This is a genomic window from Glutamicibacter sp. AOP5-A2-18 (assembly GCF_052446055.1).
Lineage (GTDB): Bacteria > Actinomycetota > Actinomycetes > Actinomycetales > Micrococcaceae > Glutamicibacter.
The window spans coordinates 3,025,302-3,046,543 of the sequence record NZ_JBQSVW010000001.1 but is presented as its reverse complement, the minus strand read 5'-3'; the positions used below and the strand labels follow the sequence as shown (position 1 = coordinate 3,046,543).

The window sequence follows — 21,242 nt, the reverse complement described above, 5'->3', positions numbered from 1 at the left end:
CTAAGTCTTCGCCTCAATGGTCCCCAGCAGTATTCACCTTCTGGCTATCACGGGCATATGATCATGATATGGATAGCGTCTTGTCGTCACCGCAGAGCATGACTCATTGGCTCCAGCTCTCTTCTTTGGAACTGCTGGTAGGCATCGCTGATCATGGCAGCCTTAGCGCTGGAGCGCGTGCTGCCGGTATGGCTCAATCCAATGCATCCAGAGCGTTAAAAACTCTGGAACGTCGATTGGGTTATGCCTTGGTGACAAGGAAAACCAGCGGTTCAACGTTGACACCAAAAGGCGCACTGACGGTCCAGTGGGCACGCGAAGCTTTAGCTGGCGTGAACGCTTTTGCTGCCGGAGTTCAATCGTTGGCAGAGCATGGCCAGGCCGAGCTCGAATTTGGCGCCAGCATGACGGTAGCCGAGTATTTGGCTCCGTTATGGATCGGGCGGCTGCACCAGCAACTACCCAACGTCACCCCGCGAATGCGCATCATGAATTCGCATGACGTGATCGAGGCAATTGAGCAAGAGAAGCTGAACTTTGGATTTGTTGAGACTCCACAGTTGCCGTCCAATGTCCAAAGCACTGAAGTCTTTAGAGATGAAATGCTCATCGTTGTCGCCCCGACTCACCCATGGGCCTCACGCACAGAATCGCTGAGTCTCGAAGAACTGCAGGGCACTGCACTGATTGAACGTGAAGAAGGGTCGGGGACCCGCGCGTTCTTGGACTCGATCTCCACCGTGGTCAGGCCCAAACCGATTGCTGAGTTCAACAGCAACGCAACCATCGGGCAGTGTGTTGCCGGCGGAATGGGGCCGGCGGTACTGAGCCAACTGGCCGTTGAAAATCAGCTGACGCAGGGGAGTCTGGTCGAGGTGCCGTTTGCAGGTCCGGCCCTGTTGCGGGAGCTGCGAGCAATCTGGTCAGAGAAGAGAGTCTTGAATTCCAATGAGTTAACACTCTTGGAGATCGCTACCGGTCAGGGCCACGCAAGCCAGTAGACGAAGAACTGTGGTGCTCCTTAAAGCACAAACCCGGCAGCATGATCAGTCTTTCGCAAAAGACTGTAGTCACGCTGCCGGGATGTTTAGTGGTCTTGTTGCTCCAAGAAAAACGCTGAAGCGACCAGGTCAGTTATTTTTAGCTAGGAGACCTTCTGGATGATGTGGCCCAGTTCCTTGGTAGGTACGCGGTAAGTCTCGCGTGCGGTCAGCGCAGAAATTGAAGCGACCACGGAAATTGTTGCGGTGAACAAGCTGATCTGAATCCAGCCATTGGCTTCCAACCCGCCGAGTGCAGCCACGATGGATGGCGCGAAGCCTGCCATGAGGAAGCCCAACTGAGTACCGATTGCCAGTCCGGAGAATCGTACCTGCGAAGAGAACATTTCGCCGTAGAAGCTTGGCCATACCGAGTTCGCTGCAGCGTATGCGCAGGAGAAGACTAGGACCGACAGCGTGAACTGCAGTAGTGCGTTGCTTGATTCCATGGAGCGCAGGTAGAACGGCATGATGGCCGCTGATGCTAGCGCGCCGTAGATGAATACCGGCTTGCGGCCAATCTTGTCCGCGAGCATGCCGAAGAATGGCTGCGTGATCAGGGCGCCGATATTACCGGCGACAACCAGCCAGAGAGTAATGGATTCGTCCATGTTGCCGATGGTCTTGCCGTAGGAAATAGCCAGGGTTCCATAAACGGTAGAAACGGCTGCGATGAAGGCACAGAATACGACGCGCAGAACGTCCTTCCAGTGGAAACGAAGCAGTACAGCCAACGGAAGCTTGGCGATTTCATTGTTCTTCTTGGCTTCTTCAAACTCTGGAGTCTCATTCAACGAACGACGAATGAAGAAGGTAACGATAACAACCAGGGCCGAAAGCCAGAACGGGATACGCCAGCCGATGCCATACTTGATCTCATCAGGCAAGGCCACCACAGGAATAAAGATCATGGCGGCAAGAATCTGACCACCCTGAGTGCCCGTCAACGTCCACGAGGTGAAGAAGCTACGGCGGTTATCCGGCGCGTGCTCCAGTGACATAGAGGAAGCACCTGCCTGCTCGCCAGCTGCCGACAGTCCTTGGCAGAGGCGGGCGAAGACCAACAAGATAGGCGCCAGCCAGCCGACCTGGTCAAAGGTAGGCAGGCAGCCGATAAGGAAGGTTGAACCACCCATCAAGATGAGGGTGAACATCAAGACTTTTTGCCGTCCAATGCGATCACCAAAGTGGCCCACAAAGATCGCGCCAACTGGCCGGGCGACATAGGCGAAGCCGAAGGTAGCCAGCGACATAACGGCGGCGTTGGTGTTTGTACCAGGGAAGAATATGTGCGGAAAAATCAGTGCAGCCGCTGAACCGAAGATGAAGAAGTCATAGTATTCAACAGCGCTTCCCATGAAGCTAGCGACGGCAGCTTTGACCGGGGTGCGGCCCTGACTGCCTGAATCGGCTGATGCGTTGAGGCTATCTGGAGATGGCATCGGAGGTACTCCTCGTCGAGTGTTTAAAGCTGAAGCTCAAGAACACTGTTCGCTATGCGTACACTTGTTCGGAATGTGTTCATTGCATTACAGTAGATGTAAATCACATCTCAGGCAATACCTGAAGTAAACAAGAAGAGTTGCGGGAGAAAATGAGTACACGTGCTGAGTCTTATCTGGTCGGTTTGATCGGTGATGGTGTGATGCCGTCGCTCACCCCACCGATGCACGAAAGAGCTGCCGAGGTTCACGGTCTGCGATACCTCTACCGGCCTATTGACCTGACCGAACTGAAACTACCGGCCAGCGACATCGGAGAATTGCTCATTGCCGGAGCAAAGCTTGGTTTTAACGCATTCAACGTTACCCATCCTTGCAAACAACTCGTACTTGATCACTTAGATGACATCTCACCCACCGCCAAAGCCATCGGTGCGGTTAACACCGTGGTCATCACCGACGGCAAATTCCACGGGCACAACACCGACGCCTCAGGATTCTCTCGCGCTCTCGACACCGGTCTTCCCGCAGCTAACAAGCAGCGCGTCCTGCAGCTAGGAGCCGGCGGCGCCGGTGCCGCCGTCGCGTGCGCATTGCTGGATTCTGGAACCCAAGAACTGCATATCGTTGATCTTGATGAAGAGCGCGTGAATCATCGAGTCCAAGAACTTCGCAAAAACTTCCCCAAGGCCAGCATCCACGCTGCCACGCCAGATCAGGTGCCTGAGTTGCTGGCACAAGTTGATGGGCTACTTAATGCCACGCCGATTGGCATGCATCACCACCCAGGGGTGCCACTAGATATTGCCGCTCTGGAAGCCCGACACTGGGTCGCAGATTGCATCTACCGCCCGGTGGATACAGAACTGATCGTGGCCGCTCGAAACTTGGGCTGCCAAGTTCTGGACGGCGGACATATGGCTGTGGGACAAGCCGTGGACGCTTTTGAAATCATCACCGGCATCAAGCCAGATGCCCAGCAGGTGCGCGAGCACCTGCTGGAACTGCTGGAAAAGGGACTGTAATGCGTACATCCATCGCCACCGTATGCCTCTCAGGAACACTCGAAGAGAAACTGCTGGCCTGCGCCAAAGCAGGGTTTGACGGCATCGAAATCTTTGAACAAGACCTCTTGGTTAGCCCGATGTCACCAGAAGAAGTCAAAGCCATGGCGCAACGCCTGGGGCTAACCTTGGATCTGTTCCAACCCTTCAGAGATTTTGAGGGAGTCACCGAGAGTCAGCTGAAAGCTAACCTGCATCGGGCCGAAGCGAAGTTCCAACTCATGAATCGACTGGGCATGGATTTGATGTTGTTGTGCTCCAACGTTGGCACCGCAACCATCAACGACGACCAAGTGTTTATCGAGCAGATCCGACAGCTCTCGGATCTGGCGGCAAAATACAATGTGCGCATTGCCTATGAGGCGCTGGCCTGGGGCAAGTACGTTGACACCTATCAGCACTCTTGGGAGATCGTGAAGCAGGTGGACCGCGCGAATGTGGGCCTGTGCATCGATAGCTTTCACATTCTTTCGCGCGGGGATGACCCGGCAGAGATTGCGAATATCCCTGGCGAGAAAATATTCTTTGTTCAGTTGGCTGACGCCCCAGTGCTTTCGATGGATATCTTGTCGTGGTCCCGCCACTACCGGCTCTTCCCGGGGCAGGGTGGATTTGCACTCGATCAGTTCTTGGCGGAACTGGTGCGCTCGGGGTACAGCGGCATCATTTCCCTTGAAATCTTCAATGACGTATTCCGTCAGTCCAACGTAGAGCGTACTGCCATCGACGGCCTGCGGTCCCTGCAATGGCTTCAGTCTCAGACGGCACAGCTACTAAAATCCAACGGCGAACAGTACGCGCTGGAGCTCAAAGAACTTCCGGGCATTCAAGACGCCACCGGATTCGACTTTGCTGAGATTCGTACCGAGGATCCTGAACTTGTCGGCGGGATGCTGGCCCAACTGGGCTTTAGTTTCCGCGGCCAACACCGCCGTAAGCCGGTGCAGCTATGGACCTCGGGGGACGCGCGGATCATCATCAACTCGCAGCGCAGTCGCGGAGTTGAAGCAGCGGTGTCCGGTTTTGGCGTTCAGGTACTAGATCCCGGTGCGAGCGGCGAACGGGGCAACAGCTTGTTGGCCACCAAGGTCCCGCGCTTGCGAAGCTTTAATGAACAAGAACTTCCAGGATTTGTTGCCCCTGACAGCACCGAGATTTTCTTTAGTTCGCCAGAGAATACACAAAACTGGATCATTGAATTTGAAGAAGCGACGCTGCCTAATACGGGCGTCAACGATGGGCCCATCCTGTGCATTGACCACATCAACCTGGCTCAACCATGGCAGTGCTTTGATGAATCCGTGCTGTTTTACAGCAGTGTCATCAACCTCAAAGCACAGCCGGGAACCGAAGTTCCTAGCCCCATGGGTCTGGTGCGTTCGCAGGTGCTTTCCACCGAGGATTCCAGCGTGCGTCTGGCGTTGAATATTGTTCCGCATGGTCTGGAGAGCGCCATCGAGCGCAACCATGAATATCCAGAACATGTTGCCCTGCGCACCGAGGACATTATTGGGTTGGCCAAGGATGCTCGCGCACGAGGCATGGAGTTCTTGCAGGTTCCGGCGAACTACTATGAAGACTTGGCCGCACGCTTTGACCTTGATTCGCAACTGCTCACAACGCTCAAAGAATTGCACCTGCTCTATGATCGTGATGAAGCGGGGGAGTTCTTGCATTTCTACACCAAGACCATTGGCAACATGTTCTTGGAGGTAGTTGAACGTCGTTCTAGCTACGATGGGTATGGAGCGCCTAATGCTCCGGTGCGACTGGCCTCTCAGTTTGAGAGCAACCGCTGGAGCAGAAACCTATAAAGCTGGGGAGAAATACACGTGGCAGAGCGGCCAGATTACTTTGTTAAGTCTGCGGATAAGACTTTGGCCGTGCTGCTCGCATTTTCAGCTGGCAACACCGAATTGACAGTCTCTCAAGTGGCTACGGCAACGGACCAGACCCGCGCTTCGGCTCGCCGGTTCCTGCTGACCCTTACGGACCTTGGCTATCTACAAGCTAACGGCAACGCGTATCGGATGACCCCGCGCGTTTTGGATATCGGTGCTGCCTATTTGTCGGGACTCACTCTGCCACAGGCAGCGGTGGGTCACCTACAGTCTCTGGCGCGCGACTTGGAAGAGACCGCTTCATTATGTGTGCTTGAAGGCCAAGACATTCTGTACGTTGAACGCGTTACTGCACCACGACTGCACGCGCTAAACGTCTCCATCGGCAATCGACTGCCGGCCTGGGTGACATCGATGGGCCGTGTGCTGATCGCTCACCTAGAGCCTGCCGAGCAAGAGACATTCCTTGAGCGGGTAGATCTGCACCCGTACACCGAACACACGGTGGCTGATCTTGCGGCATTAAAGAAGGAACTGGCAAAGGTCCGCGAGCAGGGATGGTCACTGGTTAATCAGGAACTCGACGAGGGACTGCGCGGACTGGCTGTTCCGGTGCTTCGCGGTGGGAAACTTCTAGGCGCGCTGAACATCTCGGTACAGACCAGCCGGAACAACTCTGAAGTCATCGAAGAAGAGCTGTTGCCAAGGCTGCGACGTACCGCCAAAGAAATCGCTGATGACTTTGGCGGTCGCCTGAGCTAAGCGAGAGGCGGACCCTAGCTAGCGTTTGCTTCGATAGCGGAAGCTAGCAGGGTCGATAGACGCTGCACACCTTCAGCGATGGTGGCCTCATCAACGGCGCAGAACGCTAGACGAAGCTTGTTATCTGCCTGTCCGCTTGGGCTGAACGCCGCTCCTGGAATGAAAATGACTCCGGCCTTCACGCCAAGTTGCAGCAGCGCATACGTGTCGATTCCTTGGGGAAGAGTCAACCAGATGAAAAATCCACCTTCAGGTCGCGTGTAGCTGACCTCTGCTGGTAGGTACTTTTCTAGGGCATCAAGCATTGCGTCGCGACGGGAACGGTACAGATCGTTGTATTTAGTGATCTGTCCCTTCCAGTCATGCTCTTCAAGATAAGCACTGATGATCATCTGATTCAGGGTTGGTGGGCACAGCGCCACAGCTTCGCCAGCCAAGTAGAAACGACGGAACAGATGGGTAGGCACTGCGGCCCAGCCAATGCGTAGACCGGGTGCAAAGATCTTGGAGAAGGAACCCATGTAGATGACGTTCTCGGGATCCAAGCTGCGCAGGGTTGGCGCCGCTTCTCCCTCGTAACGCAGCATTCCGTAAGGGTTATCTTCCAGAATCAGAATGCCTTCTTCACGGCAGATGGCCACGATTTCTTCGCGTCGCTCGGCTGCCAGCGTGATGCCTGAAGGGTTGTTAAAATTCGGAATGGTGTAGAGGAACTTGATGCGTTCCCCGGAGGCTCGCAGCTCAGTGATGCGCTCACGCAACGCTTGAGGAATCAGACCATTATCGTCGGTGCCTACCGGACGTGCTTTGACCTGGTAGGCCTCAAAAGTATTCAGCGCACCAACATAGGTCGGGTCCTCGCACAGTACGGTATCCCCAGGATCGCAGAAGACCTTGCAGGCCATATCTTGTGCCGATTGGGATCCGTTGGTTACCACTACGTCTTCAACTTTGACGTTGGTGATTCCTTCTGCGGCCATGACATCGAGGATCTGCGCGCGGAGTTGAGCGGTGCCCAAACCGGAGCCGTACTGTAACGCTTCAGGCCCCTGCTCGGTGATGATGCGCTGGGAGATTTCACCAATCTTTTCCAGTGGCAGTAATTGCAAAAAAGGATTGCCGCCAGCAAGGGAAACCAATGAAGGATCCAAGGAGAGTTCAAAAACGTCTCGTACCGCAGACTGTTTGATACCTGCTGCCCGCTCGGAGAGCAATTCTTCGTGGGCAGATGTTAGGGACTGGGGTGCGGTGCTCATGGTCCTCCTTGGCCAAGGCTCCCACTGATGTAAGGAGCGCGCTCCTCGCATTCAGGCTCCATGCGAGGATGTGTTTTCAAATAGAATACTTTGGTATTCCAACAGGAAAACTCGCGGTTGGCAAGAACTTCAGCAATGTGCGGCCATTGCCCTTAACCTAGGACAGGTATTCGTCCGGCTACTTCTCGGATTCGGCGCGAGAATCTAACCAATCCTGAATGGAGCTAGGGCGGATACGCCGGTGTGTGCCGCGGTATTCCACCTCGATAATTCCTGCATCAGCAAGCTTTCGAAGGTAGCTATTTGAAATGCCAGCCATCTGAGCGGCCTGAGAAGTGTTCAGCAGTAACTCTGGAGTTCCGATGCTGACCGACTCTCCATTGGCAAAACGCGCGAGCACTTCAATGAGCGCCTGATGAGCTTCCTTAGGTAGCTGTAGTGCAGTGCCATTCACAAACACCGTGGTGTCGTTTGATTCATCCAGCGCGCGTCGCAACCGTGTGGTGGTCTTTTCGTCGAGTGACTCGAAAGTACGTACTTTGCCCAAGGCTGAAGTCGGTGATGCCATGGAATTCATTTTGCCTCAAGATGCGCACCAAGTGCGTGCAATGAGCACCAGAGGTGGATATTGCTACGGCAAGTCATATTAGAGCTCCACGACGAAAGGGGGTTGTATTGCGACAAACGGTTCCCGTATGGTGGAAATTGTAGGTCTAAAGAAAGTACTGACCAGCCATCTTCCGGCACACCACGACGGAACCTTCAGCCTTACCCGGCTGAGCTCCTCGGGGAACTGTGTACATAGAAGCTTGATGCCCTCCTTAATTGCGTCGGGTCAAGCTCTGTTGCGGTCGGATGAATGGTCATGCGCGTTCCTACGCTATGCCACAAGCTTTGTGGGTACTGCGTTTTCGTCGTTCAAAACTTTCTTGAAAGAAGAATCATTCAATGTCGATTGAATCCTCCAAAGACCTGTCCACCATCACCGATGCAGAAGTATTCGACGCTCACATCGGTGGCAAACTCACCGTTCAGTCGCAGATGCCACTGAAGTCCAAGCGTGATCTGTCCATTGCGTACACTCCCGGAGTAGCCAAGGTTTCCCAAGCGATCGCTGATGATCCAGCCATGCACTCCACCCACACCTGGGCCTCGCGTCTGGTTGCCGTCATCTCCGACGGCACCGCAGTGCTAGGCCTAGGCAACATCGGTGCAGCAGCGTCGCTGCCGGTGATGGAAGGTAAGAGCGCACTATTCAAAGAATTCGCTGAACTAGATTCCATCCCGCTGGTACTGAACACCACCGACGTTGATGAAATCGTTGAGACAGTGATTCGTCTACGCCCAAGCTTCGGTGCGGTAAACCTCGAAGACATCTCGGCGCCTCGTTGTTTCGAGATCGAAAAGCGCCTCATAGAAGCGTTGGATATCCCAGTGATGCACGATGATCAGCACGGCACCGCCGTGGTGGTCCTGGCTGCACTTATTGGGGCCGCTCGTCAGACCAAACGGGACATCAGCTCGCTGAAGGTTGTTGTCTCCGGCGCGGGTTCAGCCGGTGTAGCCGTGACTAACCTGTTGCTCAAGGCAGGAGTGGATGACGTGATCGTTCTCGATTCGCGGGGAACCATTCACCGCGAGCGTGATGACTTGAACCCCATCAAGGCCGAATTGGCAGGACGCACCAACCGTGATGACGTGATGGGCGGATTGGCTGAAGCCTTGGAAGGCGCTGACGTAGTGGTGGGACTATCTTCGTCGAAGTTTGACGAAGCAGCATTGGCCAAGATGAACAAGGATGGCATCATCTTTGCGCTGTCTAACCCGACTCCGGAAATCATGCCGGATGTGGCCAAGAAGTATGCGGCAGTGGTTGCCACCGGACGAAGTGACTTCCCAAACCAGATCAACAACGTTCTGGCCTTCCCTGGAATCTTCCGTGGTGCGCTGGACTCGGGCGCCACGAAAATTACCGAGGAAATGAAGGTCGCCGCGGCTCATGCCATCGCTGATTTGGTCGGTGATGACTTGGCTGAGGACTACATTGTTCCTTCGGCTCTGGATGATCGAGTGATGCCAGCTGTAGCCGCCGCGGTGGCTGCTGAAGCACAGTCGGCTAAGTAGTCTCGTAGGCACCTGTCGGTGTCGCACCTAAGGCGTTGCCTGCAATCGATGTGATTGCGGGCAGCGCTTTTTTGTTGTCCACACCTAGTTTGATTCTTAACCTCCAAGCCTGATATCAGCGTGAGACTTGCTGACATCACATCATGCAAGGAGGAGTAGTAGTGAGAGACTTCGTAACGAAATGGTGCACGATCAGAAGCACCTTATCCACTGCGGAAGAAGCGGCCTTTCTGGCCGAATTAGAGATAAAGCGCCGCGGCTATGCGTTGTTTGCCTACCGTATTCCTCTGTCGCCGCTTGTCATGGCATCAACCAAGGGTCTTGAGGATTCGGGCCACGCTGAAATCGCCACCCTTGCCGGCAGTGAAGACGAAGCCTTTGGCTTATTGAAGTACCTTGCTGAACAAGTCCTCGACCACGGCCGACATTTCACAGAGGGAACCAGCGGAACAGCCTTCTTTGGAGAATTGAAGTTCCACGACTTGTCTGCCGAGGCGTATCTCCTTGATGCCTTTGAGGATTTTGACGACTTTGAAGACCCTGAGGACTTTGACGATCTTGATGACTTCGACGACGCGCTGGGCGAGTATCGTCCACGTTTGTTAGTTTGCGAGTCTCCATCGCGCAGATCAAGACCGGCACGCAAGGCGCTGCACCAGGTCCAACGCAAAGCAGCCTGAGCTCATGGACAGCAATCGAAGTAAGAAGGAGCGCAAGCATGTGCGATATGTGTGATGGGATGAGCCTTGCAGATGTGGAGGCCAGAAGCGATCAGTGCATTCGTGATTTTGGACGTCAGGTACTTTTTGTAGAACCGGGCCGATTCAGCCAGCCCTACGCCTACACCATCGGGCTCAGCCTGCGAGGGCATCCAGAATTTTGGTTCGTGGCCTGAACTTTGCCGATAGTTTGTACCTGCTCAACGGCCTTTCAGGATCAGTGTTAGAGGACAATGAAGTTTTTGCGCACGGCCATAACTGTTCGTGGAATGAGACCACGTTGTTGTACTTCTCGAAGATTTCCAGCGGGATCAGGCACGAGGCACCATGGGCTTTTAGTCGGTACGGCGAGAATATGAGACTGCTAGAAGTGCTCTTTGTGAGTCGAGATCTTCCCTTTGGCGCGATGATATCCCCAAATAATTGACCCGTTGCAGTCCTTGCCTGGATAAAGAAAAGCCGTGATCACCCGAATGGATTCGGATGATCACGGCTTTGCCTAAAAAGGAAGATTGATCCTTATTAGTGCTTCTTCGAAGCGAGGTAGGCTGCTGCCTCACGCTTCTCTGCAGCTACACGCTCCACATGTGCTTGACGCAGCTTATGATGCTGAGGATTGTTGCGCAGCAACAGATAGCCGATACCAACCACAACGAACCAGATTGGCGTTGCCAACAGGCCAGTCAAGGTGTCTGCATCCTTAGTGAAAGCCCACAGCAGGAACACGAAGAACGCCATGACTACGTACGGCATGAAGGTGCCGCCCGGCATCTTGAAGACCGACGTGTCATGAGCCTGCGGACGACGCTTGCGGTAGACCAAGTAGCTGATCAAGATGATCGTCCAGACGAACATGAAGCACAGCGAGGAGATCGTGGTGACTACCGAGAAGCCGGTGGACTTATCCAGACCGAAGACCAGCAGAACAATCGAACTGAGCAACACAACGCCGGAAAGGAACAACGCATTGCGTGGAACCTGACGGCTGGTGAGTTTGCCGAAGAGCTTTGGTGCATCACCGTCGGTTGCCAGTCCGAAGACCATACGCGAAGTTGAGTAGATGCCCGAGTTAGCCGATGACGTCGCAGAAGTCAGCACCACGGCGTTAACCAGGTGAGCTGCAGCGCCAAGGCCTGCCAGCGAGAAGAGCATCACGAATGGCGACTGATCAGCGGTGAAGCGATCCCAAGGAACGACCGACATCAAGATGGCCAGCGAACCTACGTAGAAGAGCAGAATACGCACTGGGATGGCGTTGATAGCCTTTGGTAGGTTGTGTTCCGGGTTCTTTGTTTCAGCAGCTGCGGTACCAACTAGCTCAATACCAACAAAGGCGAAGACGGCGATTTGGAAGCCCATAACGAAGCCCATGAGTCCGCCACCGAAGAATCCGCCTTCACCGTTGAATAGGTTCAGGAAGGAAGCCTGAGCGCCATCGTGCTCGAAGCCGGTGACGATCATGACCAGGCCGACGACAATCAAGACAACAATCGCGACAATCTTGATCAATGCGAACCAGAACTCGGTTTCACCAAATCCGCGTACTGAAGGTAGGTTCAGCAGAATCAGCAGCACGATGACTGCCAATGCTGGGATCCACAGCGGAATGGTTGGCAGCCAGTAAGTGACGTACACCGAGGCGATCACAATGACGTCGGCGACGCCGGTAACAATCCAGCAGAACCAGTAGGTCCAGCCGGTGAAGAAGCCAGCCCATGGTCCAAGGATGTCTCCGGCGAAGTCGGAGAAGTTGCGGTAATCGGTGCGGCTGAGCAGTAATTCGCCCATAGCGCGCATCACGAAGTACAACATGAAGCCGATGACCATGTAGACCAGGATGACCGATGGGCCAGCAACAGAGATGGTTTTTCCCGAGCCCATGAATAGGCCAGTGCCGATTGCACCGCCAATGGCAAGGAGCTGAATGTGTCGGTTGGACAACGCTCGTTTAAGCTCGGGTCCAGTCTCTGCGGGATCAGTAGTTTCTATATTTGCCACGCAGGGTCCTTTATCGTGCAGCTTCATCGTGAAGCATAAATCTTTGTGGAGACAGATTCGCCTAGTGCCACGTCTAGTGACATTACCGGAAAACGTCTCGTTGTTTGTAATTGTCCTCACATCAGACTGTGTTGGTCGGCTCAATTGAGGCAAATAGTGTACATACCTAGTGGAAGCCCTCAGGCCCAAGTGAGTAGTCTGGGAACTATGGCAATTCGAAATCGTCGAGCAGCGGCTCTTCCGGCAAAACTGTCCCGTTCCTGGCTTTTGGTGAATGCAGCAAAAGAGGAGGACTTTGCGCCGGCTCTCGCGAGCGAGGCCGACTCAGTCATCTTCGATATGGAAGCTGCTGTCCCTGATGACAAAAAACTTCAAGCTCGCGACAATGTAGTCCGCGCGCTGTCCAATGGCATGACCGCATGGGTGCGCGTCAACGGCATTGATACCGACTTCTGGGCCGATGATCTTGCAGCCCTGTCTGAGGCACCAGGTCTGCGCGGCATTATGCTGGCCATGACCGAGCAGCCAGAGCAGGTCACCTACAGCGCCATGCGTCTGCGCGCGGGCACCCCGGTGCTGGCCTTGATCGAAACCGCATTGGGTATCGAGAATGCTACCTCGATCGCATCGGCTCCTGGCACTTTCCGTCTAGCCTTCGGCGTGAATGACTTCCGCAAAGACACTGGTGTCTCCGATGACCCACTGGCGCTGGCCTATGCTCGCGGCAAGCTGGTCATCGCATCACGTGTTGGAAAGCTTCCCGGCGCCATTGATGGTCCACCACCAGCTGGTTCGGACGCAGCGAAGGTCAGCGAAGAAACTCGTGTCACCGCATCCATGGGAATGACCGGCAAGCTCTCGCTCTCCCGCGACCACGTGGACGGCATCAACGCGGCCTTGGCTCCGAGCGAAGACGAACTGTCATGGGCCATGGAACTGCTCGAAGCCCACGCCGCTGGCGCTTCGGTGGGTGACGGCTCGTACTTGCCGCGTTTGGCCCGTGCGCAGAAGATTGCGGATCTGGCTGACTCCTACGGACTGTGGAACGCCTAAGCTTTCCGAGGGCTAGTTGCGAACCTGGTTTAACAGCAAATGATCTCGGTGCGGATCCTGGAAACAGGATCCGCACCGAGATCATTTTTTTGCATCAATTCGCGCCTAGCTCATTAAGCGAGGTGTTATCCGCTATGTGCTTGACGATGTTGGGAGGAACCAACAACGTCACCGGACTTCCACTCACTCCAGCCATCGCGGTCCTTCATGAAGTCCTCAATCTGTGCCTTGTTGGCTTCCAGCTTCGGATCATTCTTGAGGTACCAGCGGGTTTCACGAGCAATCAAACCGGACATGATGAGCAAGCCCACGAGGTTTGGTAGGGCCATAAGACCGTTCATCATGTCGGAGAAGTTCCATACGGCGGTCAGCTCGGTGGTGCAACCTACGTAGACAATCAACGAGAAGAGAACGCGGAATGGCATCACTGCGCGTCGACCAATCAAACGCTCAATATTGCGTTCACCGTAGTAGCACCAGCCAAGGATGGTTGAGAAGGCGAACATAACCAGGCCGATGGTGACAACCCAGTGTCCCCACTGGCCGGGCAGGCCGTGGGTGAAGGCTTGGCCGGTCATCAACGCGGCGGAGACTTGCTCGCCGGTGGCTTCATCAATCTTGTTCCAAGTACCGGTGGTGATGATCACCAATCCGGTGCAGGTAACTACGATGATCGTGTCGATGAAGGTCTGAGTCATGGAGACCAGACCCTGACGGACCGGGTGGGTGGTCTGTGCCGCGGCAGCCGCGATAGCCGCCGAGCCCATGCCGGATTCGTTGGAGAAAATACCGCGAGCAACACCGTACTGTACGGCGATGATGATTGCAGACCCGGCGAAGCCACCTACGGCCGAGGTGCCGGTGAAGGCGTCAGTGAAGATCTCTGCAAAAGCGGCGGGGATGCCACCGACATTGGCAATCAAGATGTAGATCGAAGCAACCACATAGAACACGATCATGATCGGCACGAAGCCGGCGGTGACCTTGCCGATGGACTTGATGCCACCAACAAGGACAGCCAGTGACAGAATGGTGAGGATCAGGCCCGTGACCCACGGGGTGACGCCAAAGGAATTATCCAGGTTGGCGGCGATCGAGTTTCCCTGGGTCATATTGCCGATGCCGAAGCTGGCCAGAGTCGCGGCGACAGCGAAGAACAAAGCCAAGAATTTACCGAATGGGCCTTTGATGCCGCGCTGCAGGTAGTACTGCGGTCCGCCGGATTTTTCACCTGCAATATCCGTGCCGCGGTAGCGGACGCCGAGGTAAGCCTCGGAGTACTTGGATGCCATTCCCAGCAGGCCGGTGACCCACATCCAGAACAGCGCGCCCGGTCCGCCAATGCCGATGGCTGTTGCCACGCCGACGATATTGCCAGTTCCAACCGTGGCGGCCAAGGCCGTCGTCAACGCTTGGAACTGCGAGACGTCGCCTTCAGCACCATCATCTTTGCGTTTGAGCAATCCTAGGCGAAGCGAAGCGGCGAGCTTGATAAATTGCAATCCGCCGAGGCGAATGGTCAGGTACAGGCCAGTGCCTAGTAGCAACGGGATCAGACAGAATGGTCCCCAAATAACTGATGAAATATCTCCGAAGAGAGTTCCCAGAGCTTCCATGTATACAACATCCCTTGTGCGAGTGAGTGACAAAGAGAAAGCTTGTAGCTCCCATAGCTGACATCTTATGGCAGAGTGCGATGTGTGTCACTGAATGCTCTGGTGAGCGGGGTAATCATCACGATGGACGGCGCCTTGCCGGCATCGAAGACGCGATGCCGGCAAGAGAGGACCGTTAGCCCTGACGAGCCTTGAGTCTTGGATTCTTTTTATTGATGACGTAGATACGTCCGCGACGCCGAACCACTTGGGATCCTGGCGCATTTTTGAGGTCGCGAAGAGAGTTGCGAACTTTCATTTTTCACCTCCTTTGGGGCAGGTCATGTTGGCGGTAACTCAGGATGCGGAGAATAGCCCTTGCAGCTCTTCCTCTGTCACCTGGCATTGGTGGAATAGGTTAGTAATCTCGTTTGCTTCGTGTTCTGAGCCGTAGAGCAAGAGCTCGGAAGCGGCGATTTCAGTTGACCATGAGCCGGTATTTTCCATCCAGAGACGCGGTCCTGCACTTCCGATGGCTACTCGTTCACTTAGTGCACTGGCCACCCAGAGTCGTCCCCGGATGCAGGTACAGGTCGCGGCTAGCGCAGGGAGCGCTTCACGGAACCGTTCGGGATGAAGGGGTCGTTCTGCGATTAGGTGGATTGGTGCGTGTTTTGTTGGTGACGAGGCTTCTGAGATATCAGGTATGTGCCCAGCACTGGTACGTTGCTGGGCGGCACCGGGATTGAACGAGCCGACCTGGCTGTCATGACTGCAGATAGTGGCGTGTGGGGCCATCTGTTGAACCACGCCAAGTCCGGTGTCAAAGTCTTCGCCGCCAATGCGACGAGGCCCCTTGGGGGATTCCAGCAGCCGTGTGTGCATCCCTTCTACGGGTAGGACCGTGTCAGCTTGCATGAGCTCGGTGAAGAAAAACTCTCCGGCGGTGCGTTGGTCGCGCTCCATGGAGCTGAATCCTGACTCCCATAAGGAGCGCTTGTCCCACATGTGATCTTCAAGTTCAGTGGGGTCCAGCGAGAGTGCGATGCTGTTGATGCTGATGTCAACAGTGGCAAGCTTTTGGGCCAATGTTTCCAGCACCGACCCGCTATGCCACGTTGCGGGCAGACCGAGGAGCATTGTGGCTTCGTTATCCTGGGGCGCCAGCCGTTCAATAGCGGGAAAGATTTCGTATTTGACGGCGCAACCGATGCACGGATGTTCGAGGACCGCTTCACTATGCTCGGCTGCAGCGTTCCCTGCAACGGTGCGTACCAAACGATTTCCCTCGATGAAATCGTAGGAAAGGATTATGGCCTCTGGATAGTGGCGCCGTAGGTGTTCCAGCCCAGCATCGCGGCAGGAGGTGTCGAGGGCAGAGAGGACGATAACATTCACGTCTTGAAGACTATATGAGAATGAGTCTCAATAACAAATAATGAAGCGCGGACAAAAATGGCCTGCCAGTTCTAACTGACAGGCCATGAGGGAAAGCTAGCTAGTGCTGTGCAGCGTTGAAGGTTGTCCGGGCGACACCCAGACCGTCGATGCGAGTCTCCAACACGTCGCCGTGCTTGAGCCACGGGTGACGGCCATTTTCATCGCGACGTCCCAGCGCCACTCCGGCAGGCGTGCCGGTGAGGATGACATCGCCTGGCTGAAGTTCGTTAAACGTCGACAAGTAGGACACCAACTGCTCAGCGTTGAAGATCAAATCATCAATCTGGCCTTCCTGGACGATAACTCCGTTCACGGCACTGGTGATTTTTGCTGCCGGATCTAGCTCATCTGGCGTCACCAGCCATGGACCTAGCGGAGTGGAGTGGTCCCAAATCTTTCCTTGAAGCCATTCGGAGCTTCGTCCTTGGAAGCCTCGCATCGACACGTCACTGGATACGGCGTAACCCGCGATATGTGATGCGGCATCTTCTTCGGCGATACGCCGGCCCGGCGTACCAATGATGATTGCTAGTTCAGCTTCATAGTCCACCCGGTGATCTTCGACAGGGATTTCTACTTCGTCGTTTGCGCCGCACAGCGACGAAGCGAACTTCGCGAACACTGTGGGGTATTTAGGCAACTCTTGACCAACTTCAGCAGCGTGGGACTTGTAGTTCAGTCCGATGCAGTAGATCTTTGACGGGTTAGGAATCAGCGGCGCGTAGTGAGCTTCACCTTCAGCAATAGACTCACCCACCAGTGCACGAGCGATGACTTCCTGCTGCGTTGGCTCATCCAAGCGCAGGAATCGCTGGACGGTATCAAGGTTGTCTAGGTAGTAGGCTCGGCCATCTTCGATGACGGCTGCGGTGGTGTGTCCTGGTTCGCTGGTGAGGCGGAGCGTTGCAAGTTTCATGATTCCATCTCACTACATTTCTCGTTGAAATCACACCCTGTTTCAGGTTCCAAAAGCATTGTTTTGAGCAAGCTAACTGCCCATGTACCAAGTCAGGAAACGCCGCGAACCTTGGTGAGCTAGATAACCCCCGGTAAGCTCAGTGCAGGAACAGGGCGATTTATGCGTCCTGAGATCGAGCTTGATACGTAACTAAAGTGAAGTAGGTTTTAATGTGGGTGAATTTTTTGAGGAGCGATATCGCAATATCCTCTTCGCCTCCTGGCAACACTTTTCGCTTGTCCTGCAGTGCCTGATTCTGGCAACCATCATTTCAGTAGTGCTTGCCGTACTGGTGTATCGCAATAAGGCATTATCTGGAATCGCGAACTCCGTCAGTGCCATCGGCCTGACCGTCCCATCCTTTGCACTGATCGGTTTGCTCATTGTCCCGTTTGGTTTTGGTGTCGGACCAGCAGTGATCGTTGTGACCTTCTTTGCCGCCTTGCCGATTCTGCGCAACGCCATCGTAGGCCTGAACAACATTGAACCAACCATTGTCGAATCAGCCAGGGGCATCGGCATGAGCCGAATGAAAACCCTTGTTTCCGTTGAACTGCCCATTGCTTGGCCAGTGATCCTCACCGGCGTGCGTGTTTCGGCGCAGATGGTGATGGGTGTAGCCGCCGTTGTTTCCTACGCCTTGGGCCCTGGACTTGGCGGATTTATCTTCCAAGGTCTTTCCCGTTTAGGCGGCGCTAATGCCCTTGAATCAGTGGTTACCGGCGTTGTCGGCGTCGTGATTCTGGCTCTCATTCTTGACCTGATTTTGCTCGGCATCGGCCGACTAACTACCCCGCGAGGTATCCGTGTCTGAAAATAAGAATTCCGAAACTTTGACTGCCCAGAATGTCACTGGCGCTTCGATCATGCTTGAAGAAGCCACCAAAACCTACCCCGGGCAGAAGAAATCTGCCGTCGGGGGACTCACCCTGGAAATTCCAGCCGGTTCAATCGTGATGTTTGTTGGTCCTTCCGGTTGTGGCAAGACCACCACACTGAAGATGATCAACCGTCTGATCGAGCCCACCAGCGGAAAAATCGTCATCAACGGCGAAGACGTGACCGGAATGAACGGCGATGAACTACGTCGTCGCATCGGTTACGTCATTCAGGCTGGCGGCCTGTTCCCGCACATGACCGTGGCAACTAACATCGCCATGGTTCCTAAGATGCTGGGCTGGTCAAAGGAAAAGATCGCTGCTCGTGTTGATGAGCTTCTCGAGTTGGTCTCGCTGGATCCCGAGATGTACCGCGACCGCTTCCCGAAGGAACTTTCCGGCGGACAACAGCAGCGTGTTGGTGTAGCCCGCGCCCTGGCCGCTGATCCACCGGTCTTGCTGATGGATGAGCCTTTTGGCGCGGTGGATCCGATTACCCGTCAGCGACTTCAGGATGAGCTTCTGAATATTCAGTCTGAAGTTCAGAAAACCATCGTCTGTGTCACCCACGACTTTGATGAGGCCGTGAAGCTGGGGGATTGGATTGCCATCTTCAACGAAGGTGCACAACTGGAGCAGTACGATTCGCCAGAACGAATTCTGGCCAACCCCGCCAGCGAGTTTGTCGAAAACTTCATCGGCTCAGGCGCCGGGCTCAAGCAGCTGACCTTGACCCGAGTCAACGAAGTTGAGCTGGAAGAAGCAGTCACAACCACTCCGGGCAAGCGAGCTTCAGAGGTGCTTTCCCATCTGCAGGGTGCCGGGCGCAAACACGCTGTGGTCTTGGACTCGCGTGGCCGCCCATTGCGTCGCTTGGATCGACGTCAGCTATCGCGTGCAGAAATCATCGATGGCACGCGTGATCAGAATCTGCCAGTAGTTGGCGAGCAGGCAACCCTGAATGACGCGCTGGATACGATGCTGGTAGCCAGTTCCGAGTCCGCTTTGGTCACCGGTCGTCGCGACGTGCTTCTTGGCGTCATCTCGGTGCAGACCGTTATGGAAGCCATTGCGGCAGCTAACGGTTCCCAGGATGGAGCCCACAACGCGCCGGTCGGTTTGAATTCTGGTGCGATCAATGTGGTGGACATTGAAAGTGAAGCCATCACGCCGGATGGTGAACCAGTATGAGCGGAGAAAAACGAAGCCTGATATGGCAGATCATTGGCATTGCCATCGCCTTCGCGGTGCTGGTTATCTGGCTGTTAAGCGCAGATCTCACCGAGACTGAGCGCCAGACACTGGATCCCGCCACCATTTGGGGCTACACGCTTCAGCATCTGCAACTGACGGTGATTGCAACGATCATTGTTCTGATTATCGCCATCCCGTTGGGCATCCTACTGACCCGTCCCTCATTGCGGCGCGCTGCCCCAATCGTTCGCGCCATCGCTAACTTCGGGCAAGCTGCACCGGCTATCGGTGTCATTGTCTTGTTAGCTTTTTGGCTTGGCTTTGGATCGAAAACTGCCATCGTTTCACTGGTGATCTACGCGATTCTTCCGGTGCTCTCCAACACCATCGTGGGATTGCAACAGGTTGACCAGCGCATCGTGGAAGCCGGGCGCGGTATTGGCATGTCTTTGATGTCTGTGCTGTTCAAGGTAGAGCTGCCTCTGGCAGTTCCGGTCATGCTTTCGGGCATCCGCACCGCATTGGTCCTCTTGGTGGGTACAGCAACGCTGGCCACTTTCATCAACGGGGGTGGACTGGGCATCTTGATCACTACCGGCGTGAACCTGAACCTGAACGTCGTACTGATTACCGGTTCCTTGCTGGTGGCTTTACTGGCTCTGACCATTGATTGGCTAGGGCGAGTAGTTGAACAGGTTGCACGTCCGAAGGGACTGTCATGAAACACGTACTAAAACTATCGGTGTTGTCCGTTGCCGCCGTGATCGGTTTGACCGGTTGTGGCCTGAGTCCATCCACTGGCACCGTTCCAGAAGTGGGGCCCGGGAAAATTCAGCCGGTTGCCGACGCTGCTGATGCTCCGAAGGTGACCGTGACTTCTAAGTCGTTCACCGAGCAGCTGCTGTTGGGCAAGATCTCCGTGATTGCCTTGGAAGCTGCCGGATATGATGTCACCGACTTGACCAACGTTCCGGGATCTCAGCCTGCACGTCAGCTCTTGCTCTCTGGAGATGCAAGCATGCTGTGGGAATATACCGGCACAGCCTGGTTGACGTACCTCGGGCATGAGAAACCAGTGGTTGGCGAAAAAGCTCAGTGGGAAGCGGTGCAGAAGGAAGACGTGCCCAATGGCATCAACTGGGGCAAGCCGGCACCACTGAACAATACGTACGCCATGGCCATGAACGAAAAGACGGCAAAGCGTCTGGGCATCACTAAGCTCTCAGAGCTGAAGAGTTTGGATACGAAAGACCTAACCTTCTGTGTTGATCCTGAATTCAACTCACGTCGTGATGGTTTGACTCCAATGCTGGAACACTATGGCATTGATCGTGGGTCTCAAGTATCTGAGAACAACATCGGTCTCTACGACGTAGGTGCCATCTATCAAGCAACGGCTTCAGGAGCCTGTGACTTCGGAGAGGTGTTCACCACCGACGGTCGTATCAAGGCGCTGAATCTGACGGTGCTGGAGGACGATAAGAAGTACTTCCCAAGTTACAACGCTGCTCCGGCCTTCAACGAGGCATTCTTGAAGGAACATCCAGACGTCAAAAAGATCATGGGTGAGATCGCTCCATTGCTCACCGATGAGGTGTTGATGGAACTGAACTACCAAGTTGATGTGGTTGGGCGCGAACCGGCGGACGTCGCCTTTGAATGGATGGTTGGCGAGGGGCTAGTCTCCAAGCCGTAGGCCTGATCTTCTTACTGCTCAATGACAACTGCTCACTACCAAAGGCTGGATCCTGACACTTGAAAGTGTCGGGATCCAGCCTTTGTCATTGAAGATTCACGGGAAGTTATTCCCAACGGCAAGTGATGGGCGCATGATTGAAAAGGTGAATGAGACTGGTGTGGCTGTTCGCGGACACGTTC

The 21,242-nt window shown here is 54.8% G+C and carries 20 protein-coding genes; 12 read left to right on the top strand and 8 right to left on the bottom strand.

Annotation, left to right across the window (positions count from 1 at the left end; all coding sequences use genetic code 11):
* The first annotated feature begins 80 nt into the window (after positions 1–80).
* Positions 81–1,001 (top strand): LysR family transcriptional regulator, encoded by a 921-nt coding sequence (locus tag ACT3RW_RS14625; protein ID WP_444614245.1) that lies wholly within the window; start codon positions 81–83, stop codon positions 999–1,001.
* Positions 1,002–1,144: 143 nt separating this feature from the next.
* Here ACT3RW_RS14625 and ACT3RW_RS14620 read toward each other — a convergent pair whose 3' ends face one another.
* Complete coding sequence (locus ACT3RW_RS14620; RefSeq protein ID WP_444614244.1) at positions 1,145–2,482, bottom strand: MFS transporter; 1,338 nt, start codon at positions 2,480–2,482, stop codon at positions 1,145–1,147.
* 152 nt (positions 2,483–2,634) lie between these two features.
* Here ACT3RW_RS14620 and ACT3RW_RS14615 point away from each other — a divergent pair, with 152 nt between their 5' ends.
* The 3 genes from ACT3RW_RS14615 to ACT3RW_RS14605 are packed head-to-tail and all read left to right on the top strand — an operon-like array spanning position 2,635 to position 6,149.
* Entirely contained in the window at positions 2,635–3,507 is an 873-nt protein-coding gene (locus tag ACT3RW_RS14615) for a shikimate dehydrogenase (protein ID WP_444614243.1), read from the top strand.
* Positions 3,507–5,360, top strand: a complete 1,854-nt coding sequence (locus ACT3RW_RS14610; RefSeq protein ID WP_444614242.1) for a bifunctional sugar phosphate isomerase/epimerase/4-hydroxyphenylpyruvate dioxygenase family protein — start codon at positions 3,507–3,509, stop codon at positions 5,358–5,360. Before ACT3RW_RS14615 ends, ACT3RW_RS14610 begins: the two co-directional genes overlap by 1 nt.
* An 18-nt stretch (positions 5,361–5,378) precedes the next feature.
* Positions 5,379–6,149, top strand: coding sequence for an IclR family transcriptional regulator domain-containing protein (locus ACT3RW_RS14605; RefSeq protein WP_444614241.1), 771 nt, complete (start codon positions 5,379–5,381; stop codon positions 6,147–6,149).
* A 14-nt stretch (positions 6,150–6,163) separates the two neighbouring features.
* Here ACT3RW_RS14605 and ACT3RW_RS14600 read toward each other — a convergent pair whose 3' ends face one another.
* Complete coding sequence (locus ACT3RW_RS14600) at positions 6,164–7,405, bottom strand: aminotransferase-like domain-containing protein (RefSeq protein WP_131089195.1); 1,242 nt, start codon at positions 7,403–7,405, stop codon at positions 6,164–6,166.
* A 178-nt stretch (positions 7,406–7,583) separates the two neighbouring features.
* Positions 7,584–7,973, bottom strand: coding sequence for a helix-turn-helix domain-containing protein (locus ACT3RW_RS14595; RefSeq protein WP_444614240.1), 390 nt, complete (start codon positions 7,971–7,973; stop codon positions 7,584–7,586).
* Positions 7,974–8,353: 380 nt separating this feature from the next.
* On the opposite strand from ACT3RW_RS14595, the gene ACT3RW_RS14590 reads away from it, so the two are divergent.
* The 3 genes from ACT3RW_RS14590 (at position 8,354) to ACT3RW_RS14580 (ending at position 10,424) form a co-directional block, all read left to right on the top strand.
* Positions 8,354–9,529, top strand: coding sequence for an NAD(P)-dependent malic enzyme (locus ACT3RW_RS14590; protein WP_444614239.1), 1,176 nt, complete (start codon positions 8,354–8,356; stop codon positions 9,527–9,529).
* A gap of 143 nt (positions 9,530–9,672) precedes the next feature.
* Complete coding sequence (locus ACT3RW_RS14585; RefSeq protein ID WP_444614238.1) at positions 9,673–10,209, top strand: hypothetical protein; 537 nt, start codon at positions 9,673–9,675, stop codon at positions 10,207–10,209.
* A gap of 59 nt (positions 10,210–10,268) precedes the next feature.
* Complete coding sequence (locus ACT3RW_RS14580) at positions 10,269–10,424, top strand: hypothetical protein (RefSeq protein WP_444614237.1); 156 nt, start codon at positions 10,269–10,271, stop codon at positions 10,422–10,424.
* Between the two features lie 346 nt (positions 10,425–10,770).
* Here the strand turns inward: ACT3RW_RS14580 and ACT3RW_RS14575 are convergent, their stop codons facing one another.
* Positions 10,771–12,273, bottom strand: a complete 1,503-nt coding sequence (locus tag ACT3RW_RS14575; RefSeq protein ID WP_444614236.1) for an amino acid permease — start codon at positions 12,271–12,273, stop codon at positions 10,771–10,773.
* 180 nt (positions 12,274–12,453) lie between these two features.
* On the opposite strand from ACT3RW_RS14575, the gene ACT3RW_RS14570 reads away from it, so the two are divergent.
* On the top strand, positions 12,454–13,299 hold the full coding sequence (locus ACT3RW_RS14570; RefSeq protein ID WP_131089190.1) for an HpcH/HpaI aldolase/citrate lyase family protein: 846 nt from the start codon (positions 12,454–12,456) through the stop codon (positions 13,297–13,299).
* 125 nt (positions 13,300–13,424) lie between these two features.
* Here the strand turns inward: ACT3RW_RS14570 and ACT3RW_RS14565 are convergent, their stop codons facing one another.
* The 4 genes from ACT3RW_RS14565 to ACT3RW_RS14550 all read right to left on the bottom strand — a co-directional run bounded on the left by ACT3RW_RS14565 (position 13,425) and on the right by ACT3RW_RS14550 (position 17,250).
* Entirely contained in the window at positions 13,425–14,915 is a 1,491-nt protein-coding gene (locus ACT3RW_RS14565; protein ID WP_131089189.1) for an alanine/glycine:cation symporter family protein, read from the bottom strand.
* A gap of 175 nt (positions 14,916–15,090) precedes the next feature.
* A complete protein-coding gene (gene ykgO / locus ACT3RW_RS14560; protein ID WP_131089188.1) occupies positions 15,091–15,213 on the bottom strand; it encodes a type B 50S ribosomal protein L36 in 123 nt (40 codons plus the stop codon).
* A 38-nt stretch (positions 15,214–15,251) separates the two neighbouring features.
* Positions 15,252–16,292 (bottom strand): GTP-binding protein, encoded by a 1,041-nt coding sequence (locus ACT3RW_RS14555; RefSeq protein WP_444614235.1) that lies wholly within the window; start codon positions 16,290–16,292, stop codon positions 15,252–15,254.
* A gap of 100 nt (positions 16,293–16,392) precedes the next feature.
* Entirely contained in the window at positions 16,393–17,250 is an 858-nt protein-coding gene (locus ACT3RW_RS14550; RefSeq protein ID WP_131089186.1) for a fumarylacetoacetate hydrolase family protein, read from the bottom strand.
* A 214-nt stretch (positions 17,251–17,464) separates the two neighbouring features.
* Here ACT3RW_RS14550 and ACT3RW_RS14545 point away from each other — a divergent pair, with 214 nt between their 5' ends.
* Genes ACT3RW_RS14545 through ACT3RW_RS14530 form a run of 4 tightly spaced genes read left to right on the top strand, consistent with a single transcriptional unit; the run spans position 17,465 to position 21,060 of the window.
* On the top strand, positions 17,465–18,106 hold the full coding sequence (locus ACT3RW_RS14545) for an ABC transporter permease (RefSeq protein WP_444614234.1): 642 nt from the start codon (positions 17,465–17,467) through the stop codon (positions 18,104–18,106).
* Positions 18,107–18,158: 52 nt separating this feature from the next.
* Complete coding sequence (locus ACT3RW_RS14540; RefSeq protein WP_444614656.1) at positions 18,159–19,361, top strand: betaine/proline/choline family ABC transporter ATP-binding protein; 1,203 nt, start codon at positions 18,159–18,161, stop codon at positions 19,359–19,361.
* Positions 19,358–20,086 (top strand): ABC transporter permease, encoded by a 729-nt coding sequence (locus tag ACT3RW_RS14535; protein WP_131089183.1) that lies wholly within the window; start codon positions 19,358–19,360, stop codon positions 20,084–20,086. Before ACT3RW_RS14540 ends, ACT3RW_RS14535 begins: the two co-directional genes overlap by 4 nt.
* Positions 20,083–21,060, top strand: a complete 978-nt coding sequence (locus ACT3RW_RS14530) for a glycine betaine ABC transporter substrate-binding protein (protein WP_131089182.1) — start codon at positions 20,083–20,085, stop codon at positions 21,058–21,060. The genes ACT3RW_RS14535 and ACT3RW_RS14530 overlap by 4 nt, the downstream gene beginning before the upstream one ends.
* The last annotated feature ends 182 nt before the right edge of the window (positions 21,061–21,242 follow it).

What these genes read in the sequence shown, in the direction of transcription:
- ACT3RW_RS14530 (WP_131089182.1), top strand. Translation starts at nt 20,083, where the DNA reads ATGAAACACGTACTAAAACTATCGGTGTTGTCCGTTGCCGCCGTGATC.
- ACT3RW_RS14535 (WP_131089183.1), top strand. Translation starts at nt 19,358, where the DNA reads ATGAGCGGAGAAAAACGAAGCCTGATATGGCAGATCATTGGCATTGCC.
- ACT3RW_RS14595 (WP_444614240.1), bottom strand. Translation starts at nt 7,973, where the DNA reads ATGGCATCACCGACTTCAGCCTTGGGCAAAGTACGTACTTTCGAGTCA.
- ACT3RW_RS14550 (WP_131089186.1), bottom strand. Translation starts at nt 17,250, where the DNA reads ATGAAACTTGCAACGCTCCGCCTCACCAGCGAACCAGGACACACCACC.
- ACT3RW_RS14565 (WP_131089189.1), bottom strand. Translation starts at nt 14,915, where the DNA reads ATGGAAGCTCTGGGAACTCTCTTCGGAGATATTTCATCAGTTATTTGG.
- ACT3RW_RS14585 (WP_444614238.1), top strand. Translation starts at nt 9,673, where the DNA reads ATGCAAGGAGGAGTAGTAGTGAGAGACTTCGTAACGAAATGGTGCACG.
- ACT3RW_RS14590 (WP_444614239.1), top strand. Translation starts at nt 8,354, where the DNA reads ATGTCGATTGAATCCTCCAAAGACCTGTCCACCATCACCGATGCAGAA.
- ACT3RW_RS14600 (WP_131089195.1), bottom strand. Translation starts at nt 7,405, where the DNA reads ATGAGCACCGCACCCCAGTCCCTAACATCTGCCCACGAAGAATTGCTC.
- ACT3RW_RS14540 (WP_444614656.1), top strand. Translation starts at nt 18,159, where the DNA reads ATGCTTGAAGAAGCCACCAAAACCTACCCCGGGCAGAAGAAATCTGCC.
- ACT3RW_RS14580 (WP_444614237.1), top strand. Translation starts at nt 10,269, where the DNA reads ATGAGCCTTGCAGATGTGGAGGCCAGAAGCGATCAGTGCATTCGTGAT.
- ACT3RW_RS14620 (WP_444614244.1), bottom strand. Translation starts at nt 2,482, where the DNA reads ATGCCATCTCCAGATAGCCTCAACGCATCAGCCGATTCAGGCAGTCAG.
- ACT3RW_RS14615 (WP_444614243.1), top strand. Translation starts at nt 2,635, where the DNA reads ATGAGTACACGTGCTGAGTCTTATCTGGTCGGTTTGATCGGTGATGGT.
- ACT3RW_RS14610 (WP_444614242.1), top strand. Translation starts at nt 3,507, where the DNA reads ATGCGTACATCCATCGCCACCGTATGCCTCTCAGGAACACTCGAAGAG.
- ACT3RW_RS14575 (WP_444614236.1), bottom strand. Translation starts at nt 12,273, where the DNA reads ATGAAGCTGCACGATAAAGGACCCTGCGTGGCAAATATAGAAACTACT.
- ykgO (WP_131089188.1), bottom strand. Translation starts at nt 15,213, where the DNA reads ATGAAAGTTCGCAACTCTCTTCGCGACCTCAAAAATGCGCCAGGATCC.
- ACT3RW_RS14570 (WP_131089190.1), top strand. Translation starts at nt 12,454, where the DNA reads ATGGCAATTCGAAATCGTCGAGCAGCGGCTCTTCCGGCAAAACTGTCC.